The organism is Flavobacterium sp. LPB0248, from assembly GCF_013388355.1.
Lineage (GTDB): Bacteria > Bacteroidota > Bacteroidia > Flavobacteriales > Flavobacteriaceae > Flavobacterium.
In genome coordinates this window covers 916,916-933,645 of record NZ_CP058246.1, presented here as the reverse complement: position 1 = coordinate 933,645, position 16,730 = coordinate 916,916, and the positions used below count along the sequence as shown (strand labels likewise).

Sequence of the window (16,730 nt, the reverse complement as noted above, 5' to 3'; positions counted from 1 at the left end):
ATGGTTTTAGGTTTCAAGTAGAAAAAACTTTGTCCCTTTGCAACTCAGAATCTTTGTGCCTTAAAGAAAAACTTAGAACCTTGGCATCTCAGAACCTTAGAACCTTTTTCAGAAATCTATTTTCTTTAACTCCTTATAATTAGCATACAGTCTTCTTAAAAGCGTTCCATAGATAATTCTGTAGAAACACCAGAACAATCCAAAGAAACCTAAGATTACTAAGAATAGAATACCTATTGTTACAAACATGGCTTTTCCGTTCATTGCTAATTTGTTTCTTAGAAACTCCATATCTGGATTGTAGACAAAAGCAATAAAGAAGCTCAAAATGGCTGTAATTACAATCATTCCTAAATTGTACCAAACATAATATTGTACTGTTTTACGAGTTCTTAAAATAGCGCTCATTAGAGATTTTGTAGCTATTGTGGTCGAAATGGTTTTATAATTTTTATAGAAAATGTAAACAAAAATTAAAACGACAACATAATTGAAATACGTTAGAAACTCTAAAGCTGTTACAATTTCAGGATGATTCATTTTATGCAGCACATCGTCTGTATTGATGAAAATATTTGAAAATGTCCAAAACGAAATTTCCAAAATACTGATAATCAAAATCCATTTTACAATGGAAGATGACTTTCTGTGAATCATCTTGTAGATCTCGTTTTCAGAAATTTGTTGAAAAGAACCTGAGTTCTTTTGCCAGTCTTTTTTTAATAAATCCAGTTCTTTCATAATAATTTTTAAGGATTTAGTATTTTTTTAAGTTTCCCCTTAATTCTGTTCATTTTCACGCGCGCATTCACTTCGCTGATCCCTAGGGTTTCAGCTATTTCTTGATAATCTTTGTCTTCTAAATACATAAAAACTAATGCCTTTTCGATGTCATTTAATTGATAAACTGCTTTGTACATCAGTTTAATCTGTTCTTCTTCTTCATAATTGTAGTCAACATCTTTTACAAAATGCTGGTGGTTTTCATAATCTACGGTCGATATAGTTCTTTTGGTTTTACGGTATAAGGTAATCGCTGTGTTTAAGGCAACACGATACGTCCAAGTCGAAAATTTACTGTCGCCTCTAAATTTTGGATAAGCTTTCCAAAGCTGAATGGTGATCTCTTGAAACAGATCTTTATGAGCATCTTCGCCAGCAGTATATAATCTACAAATCTTGTGGATTATATTCTGATTTGCCTGCAGCTGCGCAACAAATGACTGTTCTAGATTTTCGCTCATAATGTATTAGTAGTTATGAAATCATTTTTGTTACAGTTGTGTTTTACTTTTTGCCACGAATTTCACAAATTTCTCTAATTACTTCTCAAACAGAATAGATAAAAGTTGCATTTTTAGAAATTTATGTAATCAGTGGCAAACTTTATAGTTGCCTTGTTTTGTAGTAATTAATCGTCAAATCGATGAACTTACTATAGCTTTTCATTCCGTCTTTTTGGTTATTTGTTTTTAAAAAACTATCCCATAGAAAATGAAAACCTTCGTCTATAAATGTGTCATATTTTTTCCAGAAATCTTGGTCTTCTTGATAGTTTTTTAAAATTCCAGTATTTACTTGTTTCTTTAGTATTTCAAAAATTTTCTCGTTTTTAAATTGCCAGATTCCGAGACAATAGCGTAATGCAAAACTATATCCTGCATATTGATAATATAAATTGTCATTTTTGACAGAAGCCAAAAGACCAATAAAATTGCATTCACTTTCACTTGCAAAACCAATCTGATGTGCCATTTCATGAGATGTAGTTAGCGGAAAAGTGTACATTGGCAATAAGTCGTTAATTTGCGCTTCGTTTGTAAATGGATTTAAATAACCGCCAAATCCCATATAAGTTAAAGGAAGGCTGAACAATGATTTTTTTACGCTTAAGGTTTTGTATTCAAAATAAGTATGTTCTTTTGCTAAATTATCATAACCGTTTAAAATCATGTTAAATGACTCTTTCTGTGAATATGGAAAGACAATTTTAGAGCTTTTATTTTTTGTGATTTGAAACTGAACTTCATTCGTCTTTGCAATTAATTTTTTGGTGAAAGCCAAAAGATCAGTATCGGTATATTCTCTTTTGATTTCCATTTTTTCAAAAAGAGGTTTGCGATAATAATTGAAAGCCCAAAGCAGATGGAAGAAAAAGTAAAAAACAGAAATTTTGCCTATTATTTTTAAAAGATGATCTTTCCAATTAGTCTTCCATGTTCCTCTTATTTTCCAAAACCAGCTAATTATAGAAATCATCAAAATAGCATAAATGATGTCGCCGACAGAAAACGGAATATTGCCTAAAACCGTTCTAGAAAAATGTGAAATCCTAGCGAATAAATTTTTACTGTAAAAACCTTCAACAAAATCTGGGAAGCATGGAAGGATTTTATAAAAGATGATTTGAACTATTAGAAATAAAGGTAAAACGTATTTTGATTTCACAAGGTAAATTTTAGATACGTAAATATAAACACAATTATTTGTAACTAAAAAAGAATAGTATTTGTGAAATTTGATTTTAAAGTGGATAATTAGTGCTAATTCGTGAAATTTGTGGCGAAAAAAAATATAAACTTTGTAACTTTGAAGCTCTTAATTGTTAAACATCAAACAAAATATAATGAGTCAAGAAATAAGAAATCTGGAACCAAAAGCACTTTGGAACAAATTTGCAGATTTAAATGCTGTTCCTCGTCCATCGAAGAAAGAAGAGCGTGTAATTGAGTTTATGAAAAACTTTGGAAACAGCTTAGGTTTAGAAACTTTCGAAGATGAAATCAGAAACGTAATCATCAGAAAACCGGCAACTCCAGGAATGGAAAACCGTAAACCAATCGTAATGCAAGGACATTTAGATATGGTACATCAAAAAAATGCCGATACCGTTTTTGATTTTGATACACAAGGTATTGATATGTATGTAGATGGTGACTGGGTTCGCGCACGCGGTACAACACTTGGAGCTGATAATGGGCTAGGAGTGGCGACTATTATGGCAATTCTAGAAAGCAAAGATATTCCACATCCAGCAATCGAAGCTTTGTTTACAATTGATGAAGAAACAGGAATGACTGGAGCTTTAAATCTAAAAGGTGGAATTTTGCAAGGTCAGATTTTATTGAACTTGGATACAGAAGAGGATGATGAAATTGATATTGGATGTGCGGGTGGAATTGATGTAACGGCTACAAGAACGTATCATGAAGAAGAAGTTCCGGAAGGTTCGGTTGGTTATACCATTACAGTAAAAGGCTTAAACGGTGGGCATTCAGGAATGGATATTCATAAAGGTTTAGGAAATGCCAATAAAATCATGAATCGTTTATTATTTGATGCATTTGAAAATTTTGGTTTACAGATTGTAGAAATCAACGGCGGAAGTCTTAGAAATGCTATTCCAAGAGAAAGCGTCGCCAAGGTAATTATTTCTCAAATGTTTGATGAGGCATATGTTTATGATATGCAGGAGATTATTTCTGATATCAAAGCAGAATATAAAACAACTGAACCAAACTTATCAATTGAAATCGTAAAAGGAGATTTACCTGAAAAAGTAATGGAACTTGGTGTTCAAGAAGGAATCATCAGAGCGATTTACGCAGCGCAGAATGGAGTTTATAGAATGAGCGCTGATATGGCCGATTTGGTTGAAACTTCAAATAATATTGCTCGTGTAGTAATTAAAGACGGTGAAATTTTAGTTGGATGTTTAACACGTTCTTCTGTAGAATCTTCAAAATTTGATTTGGCTAATTCGTTACGTTCTGCTTTTGAGTTAGTTGGATGCGAAGTAGAACTTTCTGGTTCTTATCCAGGTTGGACACCAAACGTAAACTCTGAAATTTTAGAAGTTCTAAAAGAAATATACGAAAAGCAAAATGGCGAACAGCCAAAAGTTGTGGCTTGTCACGCTGGTTTAGAGTGCGGAATTTTAGGAACAAATTATCCGGATATGGATATGATTTCTTTTGGTCCAACAATTCACGGAGCGCATTCTCCAGACGAAAGAGCAAGTATTTCTTCTGCTCAAAAATACTGGAAATTCGTATTGGAAATTCTTTCAAATATTCCGGTTAAATAATATTTAGTGTTCAGTTACAGTCTCAGTACTCGGTTTTATAAAACTGTATACTGAGACTGTAAACTGAGACTAAACTAGAAAGTCCCCATCTATTATTAGCAATTCGACACCTTTAGTTGTAACGGAGCGATGAGAACTCATATCGTCAGAAACAATATAGGTCATCCCCTTTGTTAATATCATTTTTTCACCGTTATCTAATTCATTGATGAAATTCCCTTTCAAACAATGCACGATGTGTCCTTTTTGGCACCAGTGATCAGCAAGATAATTTTTACTGTAAACAACTTTTCGAACACGTAAACCTCCTAACTGTATGGTCTGCCAATAAGCAGTTCCGGTTTCTCCTGTGTGTTCTGTTTTTTCGATTTCACTCCAATCAATCGTCTGAAAAGGTATTGTAGACATTTTTTTTGTGGTTTTGTTAGTTAGTAGTTATATTTAAAACAAAAAAAATCCTCAATTTTAAAAATGAGGATTGATTTTTTATGTTGTGAGTTTAATTTCGTTTCAAAACTTTATACTGTTCGTAACAAGCGCTGATTGCATCCATAATCTGAAGATCGTTTGCAGACTGAATGAAAGAATCAGAATAGTTGCAGCGATGCATAATTTCAGGAATTTCATCTTTGCTGATGCCTAATAATACTGCAACCGTTTCGCGATCGTATTTGGACTCTAAAAGCGTTCGTACGGTATCGTCTTTTTTCATTTCCTTTAGCTTCTTGAGTTCTTTTCCGTTCTTCCCAAAGAAATTATAAAGCATGTCAGCAGGGTTAAAGATCGAACCGAGGACTTTTCCAAAAGCATTTGGAGCATATTCTCCAGCTTCGTAACCTTGCGTTAAACCTGAAATGCTATAACGGTAGTTTTCTTTTGTTGGAATTAATTTAGAGTCAATTTCAAGATATCCAGTCAAAGAGAAAGGTGCAATAACAACTTCTTCCAAAGCAATTGCTTTTTCAGTAAGCTGAATTCTAGTTACTTTATTTTTTATCCAGTCATTTGTGACCCTGATTCTTAGCGATTGAAATCCTAGAATAGAAAAATGAAGCGTGTCATTGACTTGCACATCAATTTCAAAATACCCTTTTTCGTCAGATTTTGCACCACGTACTTTATTGGTGTTAATGATATTTACGCCAGCAAGCGGTTGTTTGCTGTCGTCGTTAATAACATAACCTGAAACTCTTTGAGGAACTGTTGGCTGCTCTGTGTCTTGTGCGAAACCAATGTGAGCGAGAAGTGTAAAAAAGAAAACTGCGAAATATTTCATATCCTGATTTAAAGCTCTAAAAGTAGTAAATCGGGATTAAATATCTCATAGTCTTGGAATTTAATTATAAGAAAATTAACAAAGACATTGATAAGATTATTAGATATAAGAAAAAATCCCAAATTCCATATAAAAGTAGGAATTTGGGATTTATATTTTAAGATCTTAAATGATTAATCTCTTCTAGATCTTCTTGGTCTTGAGCTATCGCCAAAGTTTTCTGAACGTCTTGGAGCTCTATCTGAACCACCTTCGCTTCTTGGAGCAGAGCTTCTGAAGCCACCTTCTCTTCTAGGAGCTGAGTTTCTATCACCTCTAAAACCTCCGTCACGAGATCCGCCTTCGCGTGATCCACCGTCTCTTGAAGAATTTCTATCGCTTCTGAATCCGCCTTCACGTCTAGGAGCAAAGTTTCCTTCTCTTCTTGGGCCGCCAGAATTACGTCCGCCACCACGGTTGTTGTGGTCACGTCTTCCGCCACCATCATTTTTAGAAATCTCAACATTGATACGACGACCTTCTAATTGTACGTTGTTTAAAACGTCCATTACTTTGTCTGTATGCTGTGGATCTGTGTTGAAGAAAGAGAATCCTTCTTTAACATCTACTTTAAAGATATCATCACGACCTAAATCTAGTGTTTCTTTCAAGTAATCTTTTAATGACATCCAATCGAAGTTGTCTCTAGAACCGATGTTTACAAAATAACGAACTGCTCCGTTGTTGCTGAATTCTCTTGGCTCAGAATCACCTCTTTCGCGTCTTTCCCCACCTACAGAAATATCTCTATTTTTCTTGTAATAAGTAATGAAACGGTTAAATTCTACTGAAACCATTTTCTTAATCAATTCTTCTTTAGATAAATCTTCAAGAACATTGTTGATTGCTGGTAAATAGTTGTCAATTTCGTGATCAACCTCAGTATCTTTAATTTTGTTTGCTAAGTGTAATAACTGAATTTCGCAGATTTCGATTCCAGATGGAATAGTTTTTTCTTCGAATTTTTGTTTGATGATTCTCTCAATAGAAGAAATCTTACGTAACTCACTCTTTGTAACAATTACAATAGAAGTTCCTAATTTTCCAGCTCTACCAGTACGACCAGAACGGTGGTTGTAAGTTTCGATTTCGTCAGGTAATTGGTAGTTCACAACGTGAGTTACGTTGTCAACGTCAATACCACGTGCAGCAACGTCAGTAGCAACAAGCATCTGAATTTGTCTTCCACGGAACGATTTCATTACACCGTCACGTTGTGCTTGAGATAAATCTCCGTGTAACGCAGCGGCGCTATATCCATCTTCAATTAATTTCTCTGCAATAGCTTGCGTGTCTCTTTTTGTACGACAGAAAACTACAGAAAAAATATCAGGATTAGCATCGGCTAAACGTTTTAAAGCTTCGTAACGATCACGAGCATTAACTAAATAAAATTCGTGAGAAACTGTAGATGAACCTGAATTTTTAGTTCCCACAGTAATTTCTAGAGGATCGCTCATGAATTGTTTTGCAATTCTAGCAACCTCTTGCGGCATAGTTGCAGAGAACAACCATGTGCTTTTTTCATCTGGAGTATCTGATAAAATAGATACGATATCATCATAGAATCCCATGTTTAACATTTCGTCAGCCTCATCCAAAATACAGTAATCTATATTTTTAATGTTTACTAGACCTCTGTTAATCATGTCTTGCATTCTTCCTGGAGTTGCTACAATAATTTGTGCACCTCTCTTTATTTCTCTTGCTTGCTCTGTTATACTAGCTCCTCCGTAAACTGCTACCACATTAATACCTTTTTCGTATTTTGAGTAGTTTTTAAGTTCGTTAGTAATCTGTAAACATAACTCGCGTGTTGGCGATAAAACTAATGCTTGTGTATTTCTGTTGTCGGCATCAATTTTTTGAATTAGCGGAAAACCGAAAGCTGCCGTTTTCCCTGTCCCTGTTTGAGCCAACGCAACCATATCCGTGTCTTTTTCCAATAATAGGGGAATCGCCTTTTCCTGTACCTCTGACGGATTTTCAAATCCTAGATCTAAAATCGCCTTCAGTAACGATTCATTCAATCCTAATTGTTCAAATTTATTCATATGTGTTTTAAAATAGGGTGCAAAATTACTGCTAATTATTCAGATAAACTAATGCAATTTTAAGAATTATGTATTTGTTAAGAATTGATTATCAAAAAGTTACATTTTTGTTGAAATAAATTTTCGTGTTAAATGAAGAAATATGCCAAAAAACACGTCTCAAAATCTAAAATTTAGCTAATAAAATGTTGTATTTTAAACAATTATTTTGTGGTGCTCAGGAAATCAATGAGTTGCTTAACTGCTTTTCCGCGATGACCTATAGTGTTTTTAGTTTCCAAAGGCAGTTCTGAAAAGGTCTCGTTAAAATTTTCTGGTTTAAAAATAGGATCATAACCAAAACCATTTGTTCCTGTTTTGGTTAGCGTAATTTCTCCTTTTGCAATTCCGGTAAACAAATATTGCTTTCCATTCAGGTTTAAAGTGATAACGGTCTTGAACTGGGCGCTGCGATTTTCTTCGTTTTTTAATGCGTCTAAAAGCTTGTTCATGTTATCGTCTGCATTTTTTTGTTCGCCTGCATATCGCGCAGAATAAACTCCAGGTTCTCCATTTAACGCATTTACTTCTAGGCCTGTATCATCTGCAAAACAATCATAACCATATTTTTGAGTTACATAATCTGCTTTTAAAATGGCATTTCCTTCTATAGTGTCAGCTGTTTCTGGAATATCTTCTAAACAATTAATATCTTCTAAACTCAATATTTTTATGCTATCAGGAAGCATGCTTTGAATTTCGGCGATTTTATTTTTGTTGTTTGAAGCGAAAACGAGTTTCATAAGTATAATGTGTTTAAATGATTTTCAACACAAATTTAGAATTCTTATATTTGATATGTTAGCTAAAATTCAAATAAATGCAATTATCAGTACTTTATAAAAAAATCTTGCCTTTTGTAAAGCCGTATCGAAAAATGGTAATTGCAACTTTATTGCTAACTTTCTTGGGTTCATTTGCGGCGCAGGTAAATGCTGTAATTTTAAAATATACTGTAGATACCATAAACAATTTAATGGTTGCCCACGAACCTTTATCCAAAGGATTTCATTTACTCGGAATTATTAGTATCGTTTTGTTAACTAAAGAATTGGTTAATTCTGTGGTTCAATTTGGACAGAAATTCTACGGAGAAAAACTCCGAATTTTCATTACACGTGATATTTCGCAAACTATAGTAGAAAAAATTCTAAGTTACCGAATGGAGTTTTATACTTCTGATGAAAATGAAAGCGGAAAACTGCAGACCAGAATTGATGCTGGAATTAGTAGTTTGACCAGATTGGTTCAAAACTTCTTTATTGATATTCTGCCTTTGTTTGCCAACGCTTTTGTGGCTTTAGTTATTATGTTTTATGCCAATGTTTATGTGGGTTTGGTGAGTTTATGTATTATTCCGATTTATTTTTATATCAGTCAATTGCAAGCGACAAAATTGAGTGGATTCAGACGTCGAATGCGCAATTATCGTGAAACTAAGAACAACGGAATTATCAGTTTAATTGAATCCATAACAGTAATTAAATCCTTTGTGCGTGAATCTACAGAAGCCGATCGTCATGAAAAGATTCAGTTTGAGATGACCGAAAATCAGCTGCAGACAAGAAAGACTAGTTTTATTTTTGAAAGCATTAAAAGCTTTGTCGAACAGATTGGAGTGGTAATTATCATTATTCTAACAGCTTATTTTGTTTTGAATAATCAAATGACAATTGGAGCGATTATGTTTCATATAATGTTGTTTAATAATGTTTCGTCGCCAATTAGGCAATTACACCGAATTTATGACGAGGTAAATGACGCTTTGATTTATTCTGAAGGATTCTTCGATATTTTAGAAGCAGAAAAAGAAGTGGAAACGAGCGGTGATTTTATCCCGGAAAAAGTTGTTGGACTGATCGAAGTAAAAAATGTAGATTTTGTATATCCAAACGGAACACAAGCACTTTACGATATTAATTTTACGGTAAAACCAAATGAAACCACAGCTTTGGTTGGATTAAGCGGAGCTGGAAAAAGTACGATTATTAATTTATTGGATAAATTCTACTTGCCTTCGTCTGGTCAGATATTTTTGGATGGAGTTGATTTGGTGGAATACAATACAGATTTTTTGCGTAAAAATATTGGTCTAGTACTGCAAAAAAATCACATTTTTAAAGGCACAATTGCAGAGAATATTTTATATGGAAAACCTGAAGCTTCCAAAGAAGAAATTATAGAAGCGGCAAAACAAGCCTATATTCACGAACAGGTAATTCAGTTGCCAAAAGGATATGATTCTGATGCACATTTGCTTTCAGGAGGCCAGCAGCAGCGAATTGCAATTGCTAGATTGTTTTTAAAAAATCCGCCAATCATTTTCCTCGATGAACCCACAGCAAGTTTAGATGCTATTGCAACAGAGCAAATTAAAAAATCTTTGGATGCCATCAAAAAAGATAGAACCGTAATTATTATATCGCACAGCATTTCCCAGATTATTGATGCTTCTAATATTATAGTTCTAGAAAAGGGAAGGTGTGTCGAAAAAGGAACACATGATGAATTATATGATAATAAAGGAACGTATCATCAGATATTTATGGCAATGGCAAACAGTTTAAATATCGAAAAAATTACGCAGACTTTTGATTGAGATAATGCAACGTAAATTTCTCAGTCATAAAAACCACAAAGATTCCAAAAGTATAAGCCATGATATCTTCCCAAAGAAATCCCTGACCTAAAACATATTTTCCAAAAAGTGTTTTTCTGAGTTCTATCATCCATTCGCCTTGATACAATTGTAGAAATTCAATTCCGTAACAAATCAAAAGTGAAAACAAAGCGACTAAAAATGCATTTTTGAATGGAAGAAATATTCGGACCAGAAAATAAATCATCACAGCATATAGAAAATCACCTATCCATAACGGGATAAAAGATATTTTTCTTGAAAGGATTCCGAGGAAAATGATGCTTATAAAAGCTAAGAAATAGTAGATTCTGGTTTTGTTCAAGTTGAGATTGGGTTTTGGTTAAAGCAAATTTAGACTAAATTTTTAAAAGAAATTAAGTCTCGTTTGTCATTCCGAGGAACGAGGAATCACACGAGAAATTCCGCAAAGTAATTCACCAGCCTGTGGAGGCAATTGCTTCGCCAGTTCGCTATCGCTCGTGTCCTCGTTCCTCGGAATGGCAAACTAGATCGAATACTTTAGAATAGGGTAGTCAACAATCCGTTTTTAGGTAACAAAAAATACAAAACCAGAATCAATTTACTTTATTTCATACATTTATCGGTTAAAATAACTATTTATCAAGAAACCACATGAAGGCAAAATTTTTTACCCTGATTGCAGCTTTATTTCTTTTAGGAAACCAAGGCTATTCTCAAAAAAACAATTCATTTAATATTAAAAAGCAGTTAGATTATTGCGCAGAGCAAGCATCTAAAACACTATTGGTAATTCCAAATGACGGGACTTCTCCTAGAACGGTTCCAAACGGAAGTAATGAATGGAAATTTGTTGGTTATAAAGATTGGACAAGTGGATTCTGGCCTGGTGAATTGTGGTTTTTGTATGAAGCTACAAAAGATAAAAAATGGGAAAAAGAAGCCGATAAATTCAGTCGCTTTTTAACGCCCCTATCTGTAAGCAAAGCTGCGGATCATGATCTAGGTTTTCAGATTTTTAATAGTTTTGGAAACGGATATAGATTGACTAAGAATCCAGAGTATAAGCAAATTATTTTAAAAACAGCCGATACGCTGGCAACACTTTTCAATCCGAAAGTAGGGACGATTCAGTCTTGGCCACATAATAAAATGGGTGGACACAATACTATTATTGATAATATGATGAATTTGGAGCTTTTGTTTTGGGCTTCAAAAAATGGAGGAAGTAAAAATTTATATGATATAGCTGTAAAGCATGCAGAAACTACAATGGCAAATCATTTTAGACCAGATAACACTTCGTATCATGTCATAATCTATGATTTTGAAACCGGAAAAAAGATAAAAGGAAGAACAGCGCAAGGATATAGTGATGATAGTATGTGGGCACGTGGTCAGGCTTGGGCGATTTACGGTTTTACAATGACTTACAGGGAAACAAAAGACGTTAAGTTTTTAGATTTTGCCCATAAATTAGCTCGTGTTTATTTAGATAAATTAACTACAGAAGATTTGGTTCCATATTGGGATTTTAATGCGCCAAATATTCCTAACGAACCTCGAGATGCTTCAGCGGCGGCGATTGTTTCGTCTGCACTTTTAGAATTAAGTTCGTATACAAAAGACAAGAATTTAAAAGCTGAATATTTGACAAAAGCTAAAAAGATGATCGTTTCGCTTTCAGATCATTATCAGAGTCATGATGTCAATTCGGCATTTTTATTGCATTCAACAGGACATAAACCAGCAAACAGTGAGGTAGATTGTTCTATAAATTACGCAGATTATTACTATCTTGAGGCGTTATTAAGACTTCAAAAACTAAAATAGAATATTATGCTAAAGAAAATAAGCCAGATTGCCTTTGCAATAATGATGGTATTGATGCTTGTAAGCTGTAAAAATACCAAACAGAAACTTCAAGAGTATGTTGTTACGTACAATAAAAACATTGCTCCAAGTTTTAGAGCCGAAAATGTAACGCTTACTACAGCAAGAGGTTACATTAATGATAATAAAATTGAATTGAGATTTGAAACTGGCTTAGACCAAAATGAAGGCAATAAATTAGCTTCTTCTATATCATTTGTAAAGCTTATAAGATCGATGATTGAAAAAGATCAGATTCCAAGACAATTAATAGAAGAGGGGGTGCAATTTGATGTTTACTTTTTGGCAAATGATAATACTGTATTAGATAAAGAGGTGCTTACAGGGGAATCTCTTAAATATATTTTGAAATAATAAATCACATTTTTACAGGAAACCGATCATTTTGATTCTTACATATTAAAAGTCTCTTTAAAATTTATTTAAAGAGACTTTTTTGTATTTACAGTTAAAAATGAAGTGTAAAGGAGACGTTTTTATTCTTACAAATATTTTGTTTTCGCGAATATAATCGGTTTGAATTCAAAGAATTACATACATTTTTTTGTAATAGTATATTGGTTTTATGTTATAAATTAATTATGTTTGAGTTAAAAAATAACTATTAAACCAAAAATTTATGAAAAAAATTACCCAAATCGCATTTGCGCTAGCTTTTGCATTATTTTTAATTAGCTGTAAAAACACTAAGCAGAAGATTCAGGAACATGTAAGTAATTACAATAATTCATCTTCTATAAAAGGAAGCGGTATTACTAGTACAACAGCAAAAGCTTTTCTAAACGACAATAAAATTGAAATCAGAATTGAAACGAATTTAGAGGAAAACGATGCAAATAAATTAGCCTATAAAGAATCTTTTCCAGACTTATTAAAAGAGATGATTAAAAACGATCAGATTTCATCTTCTCTTATTGCAGAAGGTGTAAAGTTTGATGTGTATTTCTTAGCTTATAATAATGCTATTTTGGCTCAAGAATTAGTAGATCAAGAAGAATTAGCGGTTTTAGAAGGAAATACAAGCGCAGGTAAAGAAACAGCAAAATTGTAATTAAAATAGATTTTTAGAAAAAGCCTCTTCAATTTTGAAGAGGCTTTTCTGTTTATGAGAATTGCGTAACGTTTTTCAAATTGTCTGGGAAATAGAGTTCCGATAAATTGGTAAACTCATCTCCACGCATAAATATGTTGATGTCAACATCGGCAAATGAGGTTTTTCCGGCTGCAGCCAAAAGTTCGTTTGCAGCGTGTAGCGTGTTTTTATGAAAATGATACACTCTTTCAGATTTATCAGTAACAACCAATCCTTTCATTAGCATTTTGTTTTGAGTTGCTACTCCTGTTGGACATTCATTATTATGACAGCGTAAGGCTTGAATACAGCCTAAAGAGAACATAAAGCCTCTTGCGCTGTTACACATGTCTGCGCCCAACGCAATGGCATGTAAAATAGAATAACCAGAAATGATTTTTCCGCTTCCAATAATGCGCATTTTATCACGAATGCCTAAACGTACCAAAGTTTTATTCACAAAAATCAAAGCAGGTTCAAAAGGCATTCCGACGCCGTCTGCAAATTCAAGAGGAGCAGCTCCAGTTCCACCTTCTGCACCATCGACAGTGATAAAATCGGGATAAGTATCTTCGTTGATCATCTCTTGGCAGATTGCTTCAAACTCCTCAGTATTGCCAATACATAGTTTAAATCCGATTGGTTTTCCGTTAGATAACTCGCGTAATTGCTTAATAAATTGAATTAATCCATTGGCATCAGAAAAAGCATGATGGCCTGGAGGAGAAAGAATCATAGTATGTGGCACAACGCCTCTAATTTTAGCAATTTGTTCTGTGTTTTTAGCAGCAGGCAATACACCTCCATGACCTGGTTTTGCACCTTGAGAAATTTTAATCTCGATCATCTTTACATTTGGAAGATTTGCTTTTTCAGAAAAATTTTCTGGACTAAAATTTCCTTCTGCATCACGACAGCCAAAATATCCTGTACCAATCTGCCAGGTAATATCACCGCCTCCTGCAAGGTGAAATTCAGTTAGTCCACCTTCTCCTGTGTTTTGATAGAAATTCCCCTTTTTTGCTCCAATATTAATGGCGCGAACCGCATGTTCGCTCAACGAACCAAAACTCATTGCCGAAACGTTAAATAAAGAAGCAGAATAAGGCTGTTTGCAATCTTTTCCTCCAACTAATACACGAGGTAATTCTTCGTTTACTTTTGCAGGGAAAATAGAATGCTTGATTCCTTCGTAGTTTTCTGTATTTAAGTTTAATTGTGTTCCGAAAGGTGTACTAGAATCAATGTTTTTAGCTCTTTGATAAACTAAGGAGCGCTGGTTTCTAGAAAAAGGTTTTCCGTCTGTAGATCTTTCAATAAAATATTGCTGAATCTCAGGTGCAATCATTTCAAATAAATATCTGAAATAACCTAGAACAGGGAAGTTTCTTAAAATAGCGTGTTTTTCTTGAGATGCATTATAGACTCCTACAATCAGTAAGATTGGGATAATAAATACGAGTAAATAACCTCGTCCAGTATAGTAATAAATTGCAGCAACAATTAGAAACAATAAGAATCCGTAAATAAAAAATTTTTTTCTCATGTTTTTAAAAAATTAAATAGGTAATAAATATGATAATTAGTTGAATCTTAAACGTACATAAACGTGCTTGATTCCTTTTTTGTCTGACTCTCTTTCGTCGATTTCCAGAATATCAGTCAATGACTTAAGCATCGGAGTCAGTTTAGAATAACCATAATTTCGAGGGTCAAACTCGGGTTTTTTCTTCACGATCAGATTTCCGACATCACCCAAAAATGCCCAACCATCGTCATCTTCAATATCTTCGATTGTAGCCTCAATAAGTTCAATAGTCTGTTTGTCAATTTTATGAAGTGCTTTCTCGGCAGGTTTTTCAATTGGCTTTTTGGTATCAGTGGCGGTTGTTTTAGGTTTTTTCTTTTGAATAGCTCCATCTAAAACCTCGATATAAATAAATCGGTCGCAGGCCACAATAAACGAGTTTGGCGTTTTCTTTTCTCCAATGCCAATTACTTTCATACCCGATTCACGAAGTCTTACGGCAAGTCTTGTAAAATCGCTGTCGCTGGAAACAATGCAGAATCCATCCAATTTACCAGAGTATAGCAAATCCATTGCATCAATAATTAGAGCAGAATCTGATGAATTTTTTCCAACCGTGTAGCTATATTGTTGAATAGGGGTAATGGCATGTTCCAGTAAAACGCCTTTCCATCCATTTGCATTTGGTTTTGTCCAGTCGGCATAAATCCTTTTCGTAGTTGGCGTTCCTAGTTTTGCAATTTCTTCCATCATGCCTTTTACATTGCTATATGGCACATTGTCTGCATCAATAAGGACTGCCAGTTTTAAATCTTTTGAATTGCTTAAAGGCATTTGTTAAATATTTAAAATTTAATACTCTCAAAGTTAAAATTAAAATTGGGTTTTATCAGAATTGAATGATGAATATGTGTAATTATTGACACTAATTATTTTCATTATAAATAAGATTTGATCTTTAGAAAAATAATTAAAGATAAATTTGTCTTTTATTTAAAACCTGTATATCTTTGTATGGAATTAATTAGGGATGTATGTTTTCAAAAGCGTGTGAGTACGGAATAAGAGCTTCAATATTTATTGCAACCAAATCTTCTAAAGGAATTAGGGTTGGAATAAAAGATGTTGCGAAAGAAATTGATTCGCCAGAACCATTTACAGCCAAGATTATGCAGATTTTAACCAAAAGCGGCATAATTCATTCAACAAAAGGAGTTGGGGGCGGATTTGAAGTTTCGCCAGAAGCATCGAAAAAAATAAAGTTAATTCAGATTGTAGATGCTATTGACGGAAATAAAATATACAGCGGTTGTGGAATAGGATTGAAAGAATGCTCGGAAGAACATCCTTGTCCCGTTCATCACGAGTTTAAGAAAATAAGAGGACTGCTGTTAGAAATGCTTAAAAACACAACTCTGGAACAGCTAGCTTCTGATGTAAAATCGGGAGATTTCTTTCTTAAAGCGACAAATGCGAACAACTAATATTATTAAATATTTTAAAAATGAATACAAAAACCAAAATTTCAGTACTAATCCTAATGGGATTTTTAGCCGTTACTTCTTGCGGTAAAAAAGAAACAGCTCCAGCTGATCAAACAGAAACAACTGAGCCGTCTACAGAAGGAGAACAAGCTCCTGTAGCAGCAGCAACAGAGGAAAATGTTTTAGTTATTGAAGGAAATGACCAAATGCAATTTAATGTAAATGAATTGAAAGCTGTTGCCGGAAAACCAATCAAATTGACTTTGAAACACGTTGGTAAAATCCCGAAAGAAGCAATGGGACACAATTTAGTGATTTTGCAAGAAGGAACAGACCAAGCAGCTTTTGCTTTAAAAGCTAATGATGCGAAAGCAACTGATTATATTCCAGAATCTGAAAAAGCTTCAATCGTTGCGCACACTAAATTAATTGGTGGTGGAGAAGAAGATACAATCGAGTTTACAATTGATAAAAAAGGATCATATCCATTTATTTGTTCTTTCCCTGGTCACGTAGCCATGATGAAAGGTGTGCTAATTGTAGAGTAAATAATCAAAAGCTCCAAATGCTGTAACTGGCTTTGGAGTTTTTTTAAAAACTAATAAAGGATAAAAATATCTTTTATTGAATAAGAAAAG

The 16,730-nt window shown here is 33.8% G+C and carries 17 protein-coding genes; 7 read left to right on the top strand and 10 right to left on the bottom strand.

Annotated features, from left to right (window positions below; genetic code table 11):
- Positions 1 to 108: 108 nt before the first annotated feature.
- The 3 genes from LPB248_RS03820 to LPB248_RS03810 all read right to left on the bottom strand — a co-directional run bounded on the left by LPB248_RS03820 (position 109) and on the right by LPB248_RS03810 (position 2,448).
- Complete coding sequence (locus LPB248_RS03820) at positions 109 to 741, bottom strand: hypothetical protein (RefSeq protein WP_177210258.1); 633 nt, start codon at positions 739 to 741, stop codon at positions 109 to 111.
- Positions 742 to 749: 8 nt separating this feature from the next.
- Positions 750 to 1,244, bottom strand: coding sequence for an RNA polymerase sigma factor (locus tag LPB248_RS03815; RefSeq protein ID WP_008462500.1), 495 nt, complete (start codon positions 1,242 to 1,244; stop codon positions 750 to 752).
- A gap of 142 nt (positions 1,245 to 1,386) precedes the next feature.
- Positions 1,387 to 2,448, bottom strand: a complete 1,062-nt coding sequence (locus tag LPB248_RS03810; protein WP_177210257.1) for a DUF3810 domain-containing protein — start codon at positions 2,446 to 2,448, stop codon at positions 1,387 to 1,389.
- Between the two features lie 178 nt (positions 2,449 to 2,626).
- Between LPB248_RS03810 and LPB248_RS03805 the strand changes: the two genes are divergently transcribed.
- Positions 2,627 to 4,087, top strand: coding sequence for an aminoacyl-histidine dipeptidase (locus LPB248_RS03805; RefSeq protein WP_177210256.1), 1,461 nt, complete (start codon positions 2,627 to 2,629; stop codon positions 4,085 to 4,087).
- Between the two features lie 69 nt (positions 4,088 to 4,156).
- Here the strand turns inward: LPB248_RS03805 and LPB248_RS03800 are convergent, their stop codons facing one another.
- The 4 genes from LPB248_RS03800 to LPB248_RS03785 all read right to left on the bottom strand — a co-directional run bounded on the left by LPB248_RS03800 (position 4,157) and on the right by LPB248_RS03785 (position 8,238).
- Positions 4,157 to 4,495 carry a DHCW motif cupin fold protein gene (locus LPB248_RS03800; protein WP_177210255.1) on the bottom strand — a complete coding sequence of 113 codons (339 nt, stop codon included), beginning with the start codon at positions 4,493 to 4,495 and terminating at the stop codon, positions 4,157 to 4,159.
- Between the two features lie 91 nt (positions 4,496 to 4,586).
- Entirely contained in the window at positions 4,587 to 5,363 is a 777-nt protein-coding gene (locus tag LPB248_RS03795) for a carboxypeptidase-like regulatory domain-containing protein (RefSeq protein WP_177210254.1), read from the bottom strand.
- Between the two features lie 173 nt (positions 5,364 to 5,536).
- Entirely contained in the window at positions 5,537 to 7,456 is a 1,920-nt protein-coding gene (locus LPB248_RS03790) for a DEAD/DEAH box helicase (RefSeq protein WP_177210253.1), read from the bottom strand.
- 203 nt (positions 7,457 to 7,659) lie between these two features.
- Positions 7,660 to 8,238, bottom strand: a complete 579-nt coding sequence (locus LPB248_RS03785; RefSeq protein WP_177210252.1) for a non-canonical purine NTP diphosphatase — start codon at positions 8,236 to 8,238, stop codon at positions 7,660 to 7,662.
- Positions 8,239 to 8,315: 77 nt separating this feature from the next.
- On the opposite strand from LPB248_RS03785, the gene LPB248_RS03780 reads away from it, so the two are divergent.
- The gene (locus tag LPB248_RS03780; RefSeq protein ID WP_177210251.1) at positions 8,316 to 10,094 is read left to right on the top strand and encodes an ABC transporter ATP-binding protein; all 1,779 of its coding nucleotides are present in this window, start codon (positions 8,316 to 8,318) and stop codon (positions 10,092 to 10,094) included.
- On the opposite strand, the gene LPB248_RS03775 is transcribed toward LPB248_RS03780, so the two are convergent.
- The gene (locus LPB248_RS03775) at positions 10,075 to 10,458 is read right to left on the bottom strand and encodes a DUF2809 domain-containing protein (protein ID WP_177210250.1); all 384 of its coding nucleotides are present in this window, start codon (positions 10,456 to 10,458) and stop codon (positions 10,075 to 10,077) included. The genes LPB248_RS03780 and LPB248_RS03775 overlap by 20 nt on opposite strands.
- 311 nt (positions 10,459 to 10,769) lie before the next feature.
- On the opposite strand from LPB248_RS03775, the gene LPB248_RS03770 reads away from it, so the two are divergent.
- From LPB248_RS03770 to LPB248_RS03760, 3 genes are all read left to right on the top strand, one after another.
- Complete coding sequence (locus LPB248_RS03770; RefSeq protein WP_177210249.1) at positions 10,770 to 11,948, top strand: glycoside hydrolase family 88 protein; 1,179 nt, start codon at positions 10,770 to 10,772, stop codon at positions 11,946 to 11,948.
- Between the two features lie 6 nt (positions 11,949 to 11,954).
- Positions 11,955 to 12,362: a hypothetical protein gene (locus LPB248_RS03765; protein WP_177210248.1), complete on the top strand. Its 408-nt coding sequence runs from the start codon at positions 11,955 to 11,957 to the stop codon at positions 12,360 to 12,362.
- Positions 12,363 to 12,627: 265 nt separating this feature from the next.
- Positions 12,628 to 13,059, top strand: a complete 432-nt coding sequence (locus LPB248_RS03760) for a hypothetical protein (RefSeq protein WP_177210247.1) — start codon at positions 12,628 to 12,630, stop codon at positions 13,057 to 13,059.
- A 52-nt stretch (positions 13,060 to 13,111) separates the two neighbouring features.
- On the opposite strand, the gene LPB248_RS03755 is transcribed toward LPB248_RS03760, so the two are convergent.
- Both LPB248_RS03755 and LPB248_RS03750 read right to left on the bottom strand, forming a co-directional pair.
- Positions 13,112 to 14,626 (bottom strand): FMN-binding glutamate synthase family protein, encoded by a 1,515-nt coding sequence (locus LPB248_RS03755; protein ID WP_177210246.1) that lies wholly within the window; start codon positions 14,624 to 14,626, stop codon positions 13,112 to 13,114.
- Between the two features lie 36 nt (positions 14,627 to 14,662).
- Positions 14,663 to 15,442, bottom strand: a complete 780-nt coding sequence (locus tag LPB248_RS03750) for an NYN domain-containing protein (RefSeq protein ID WP_111424060.1) — start codon at positions 15,440 to 15,442, stop codon at positions 14,663 to 14,665.
- Positions 15,443 to 15,642: 200 nt separating this feature from the next.
- Between LPB248_RS03750 and LPB248_RS03745 the strand changes: the two genes are divergently transcribed.
- Together LPB248_RS03745 and azu are read left to right on the top strand one after the other, a co-directional pair.
- Complete coding sequence (locus tag LPB248_RS03745) at positions 15,643 to 16,092, top strand: RrF2 family transcriptional regulator (RefSeq protein WP_177210245.1); 450 nt, start codon at positions 15,643 to 15,645, stop codon at positions 16,090 to 16,092.
- Between the two features lie 20 nt (positions 16,093 to 16,112).
- Positions 16,113 to 16,640 carry an azurin gene (gene azu, locus LPB248_RS03740; protein ID WP_177210244.1) on the top strand — a complete coding sequence of 176 codons (528 nt, stop codon included), beginning with the start codon at positions 16,113 to 16,115 and terminating at the stop codon, positions 16,638 to 16,640.
- Positions 16,641 to 16,730 lie beyond the last annotated feature (90 nt).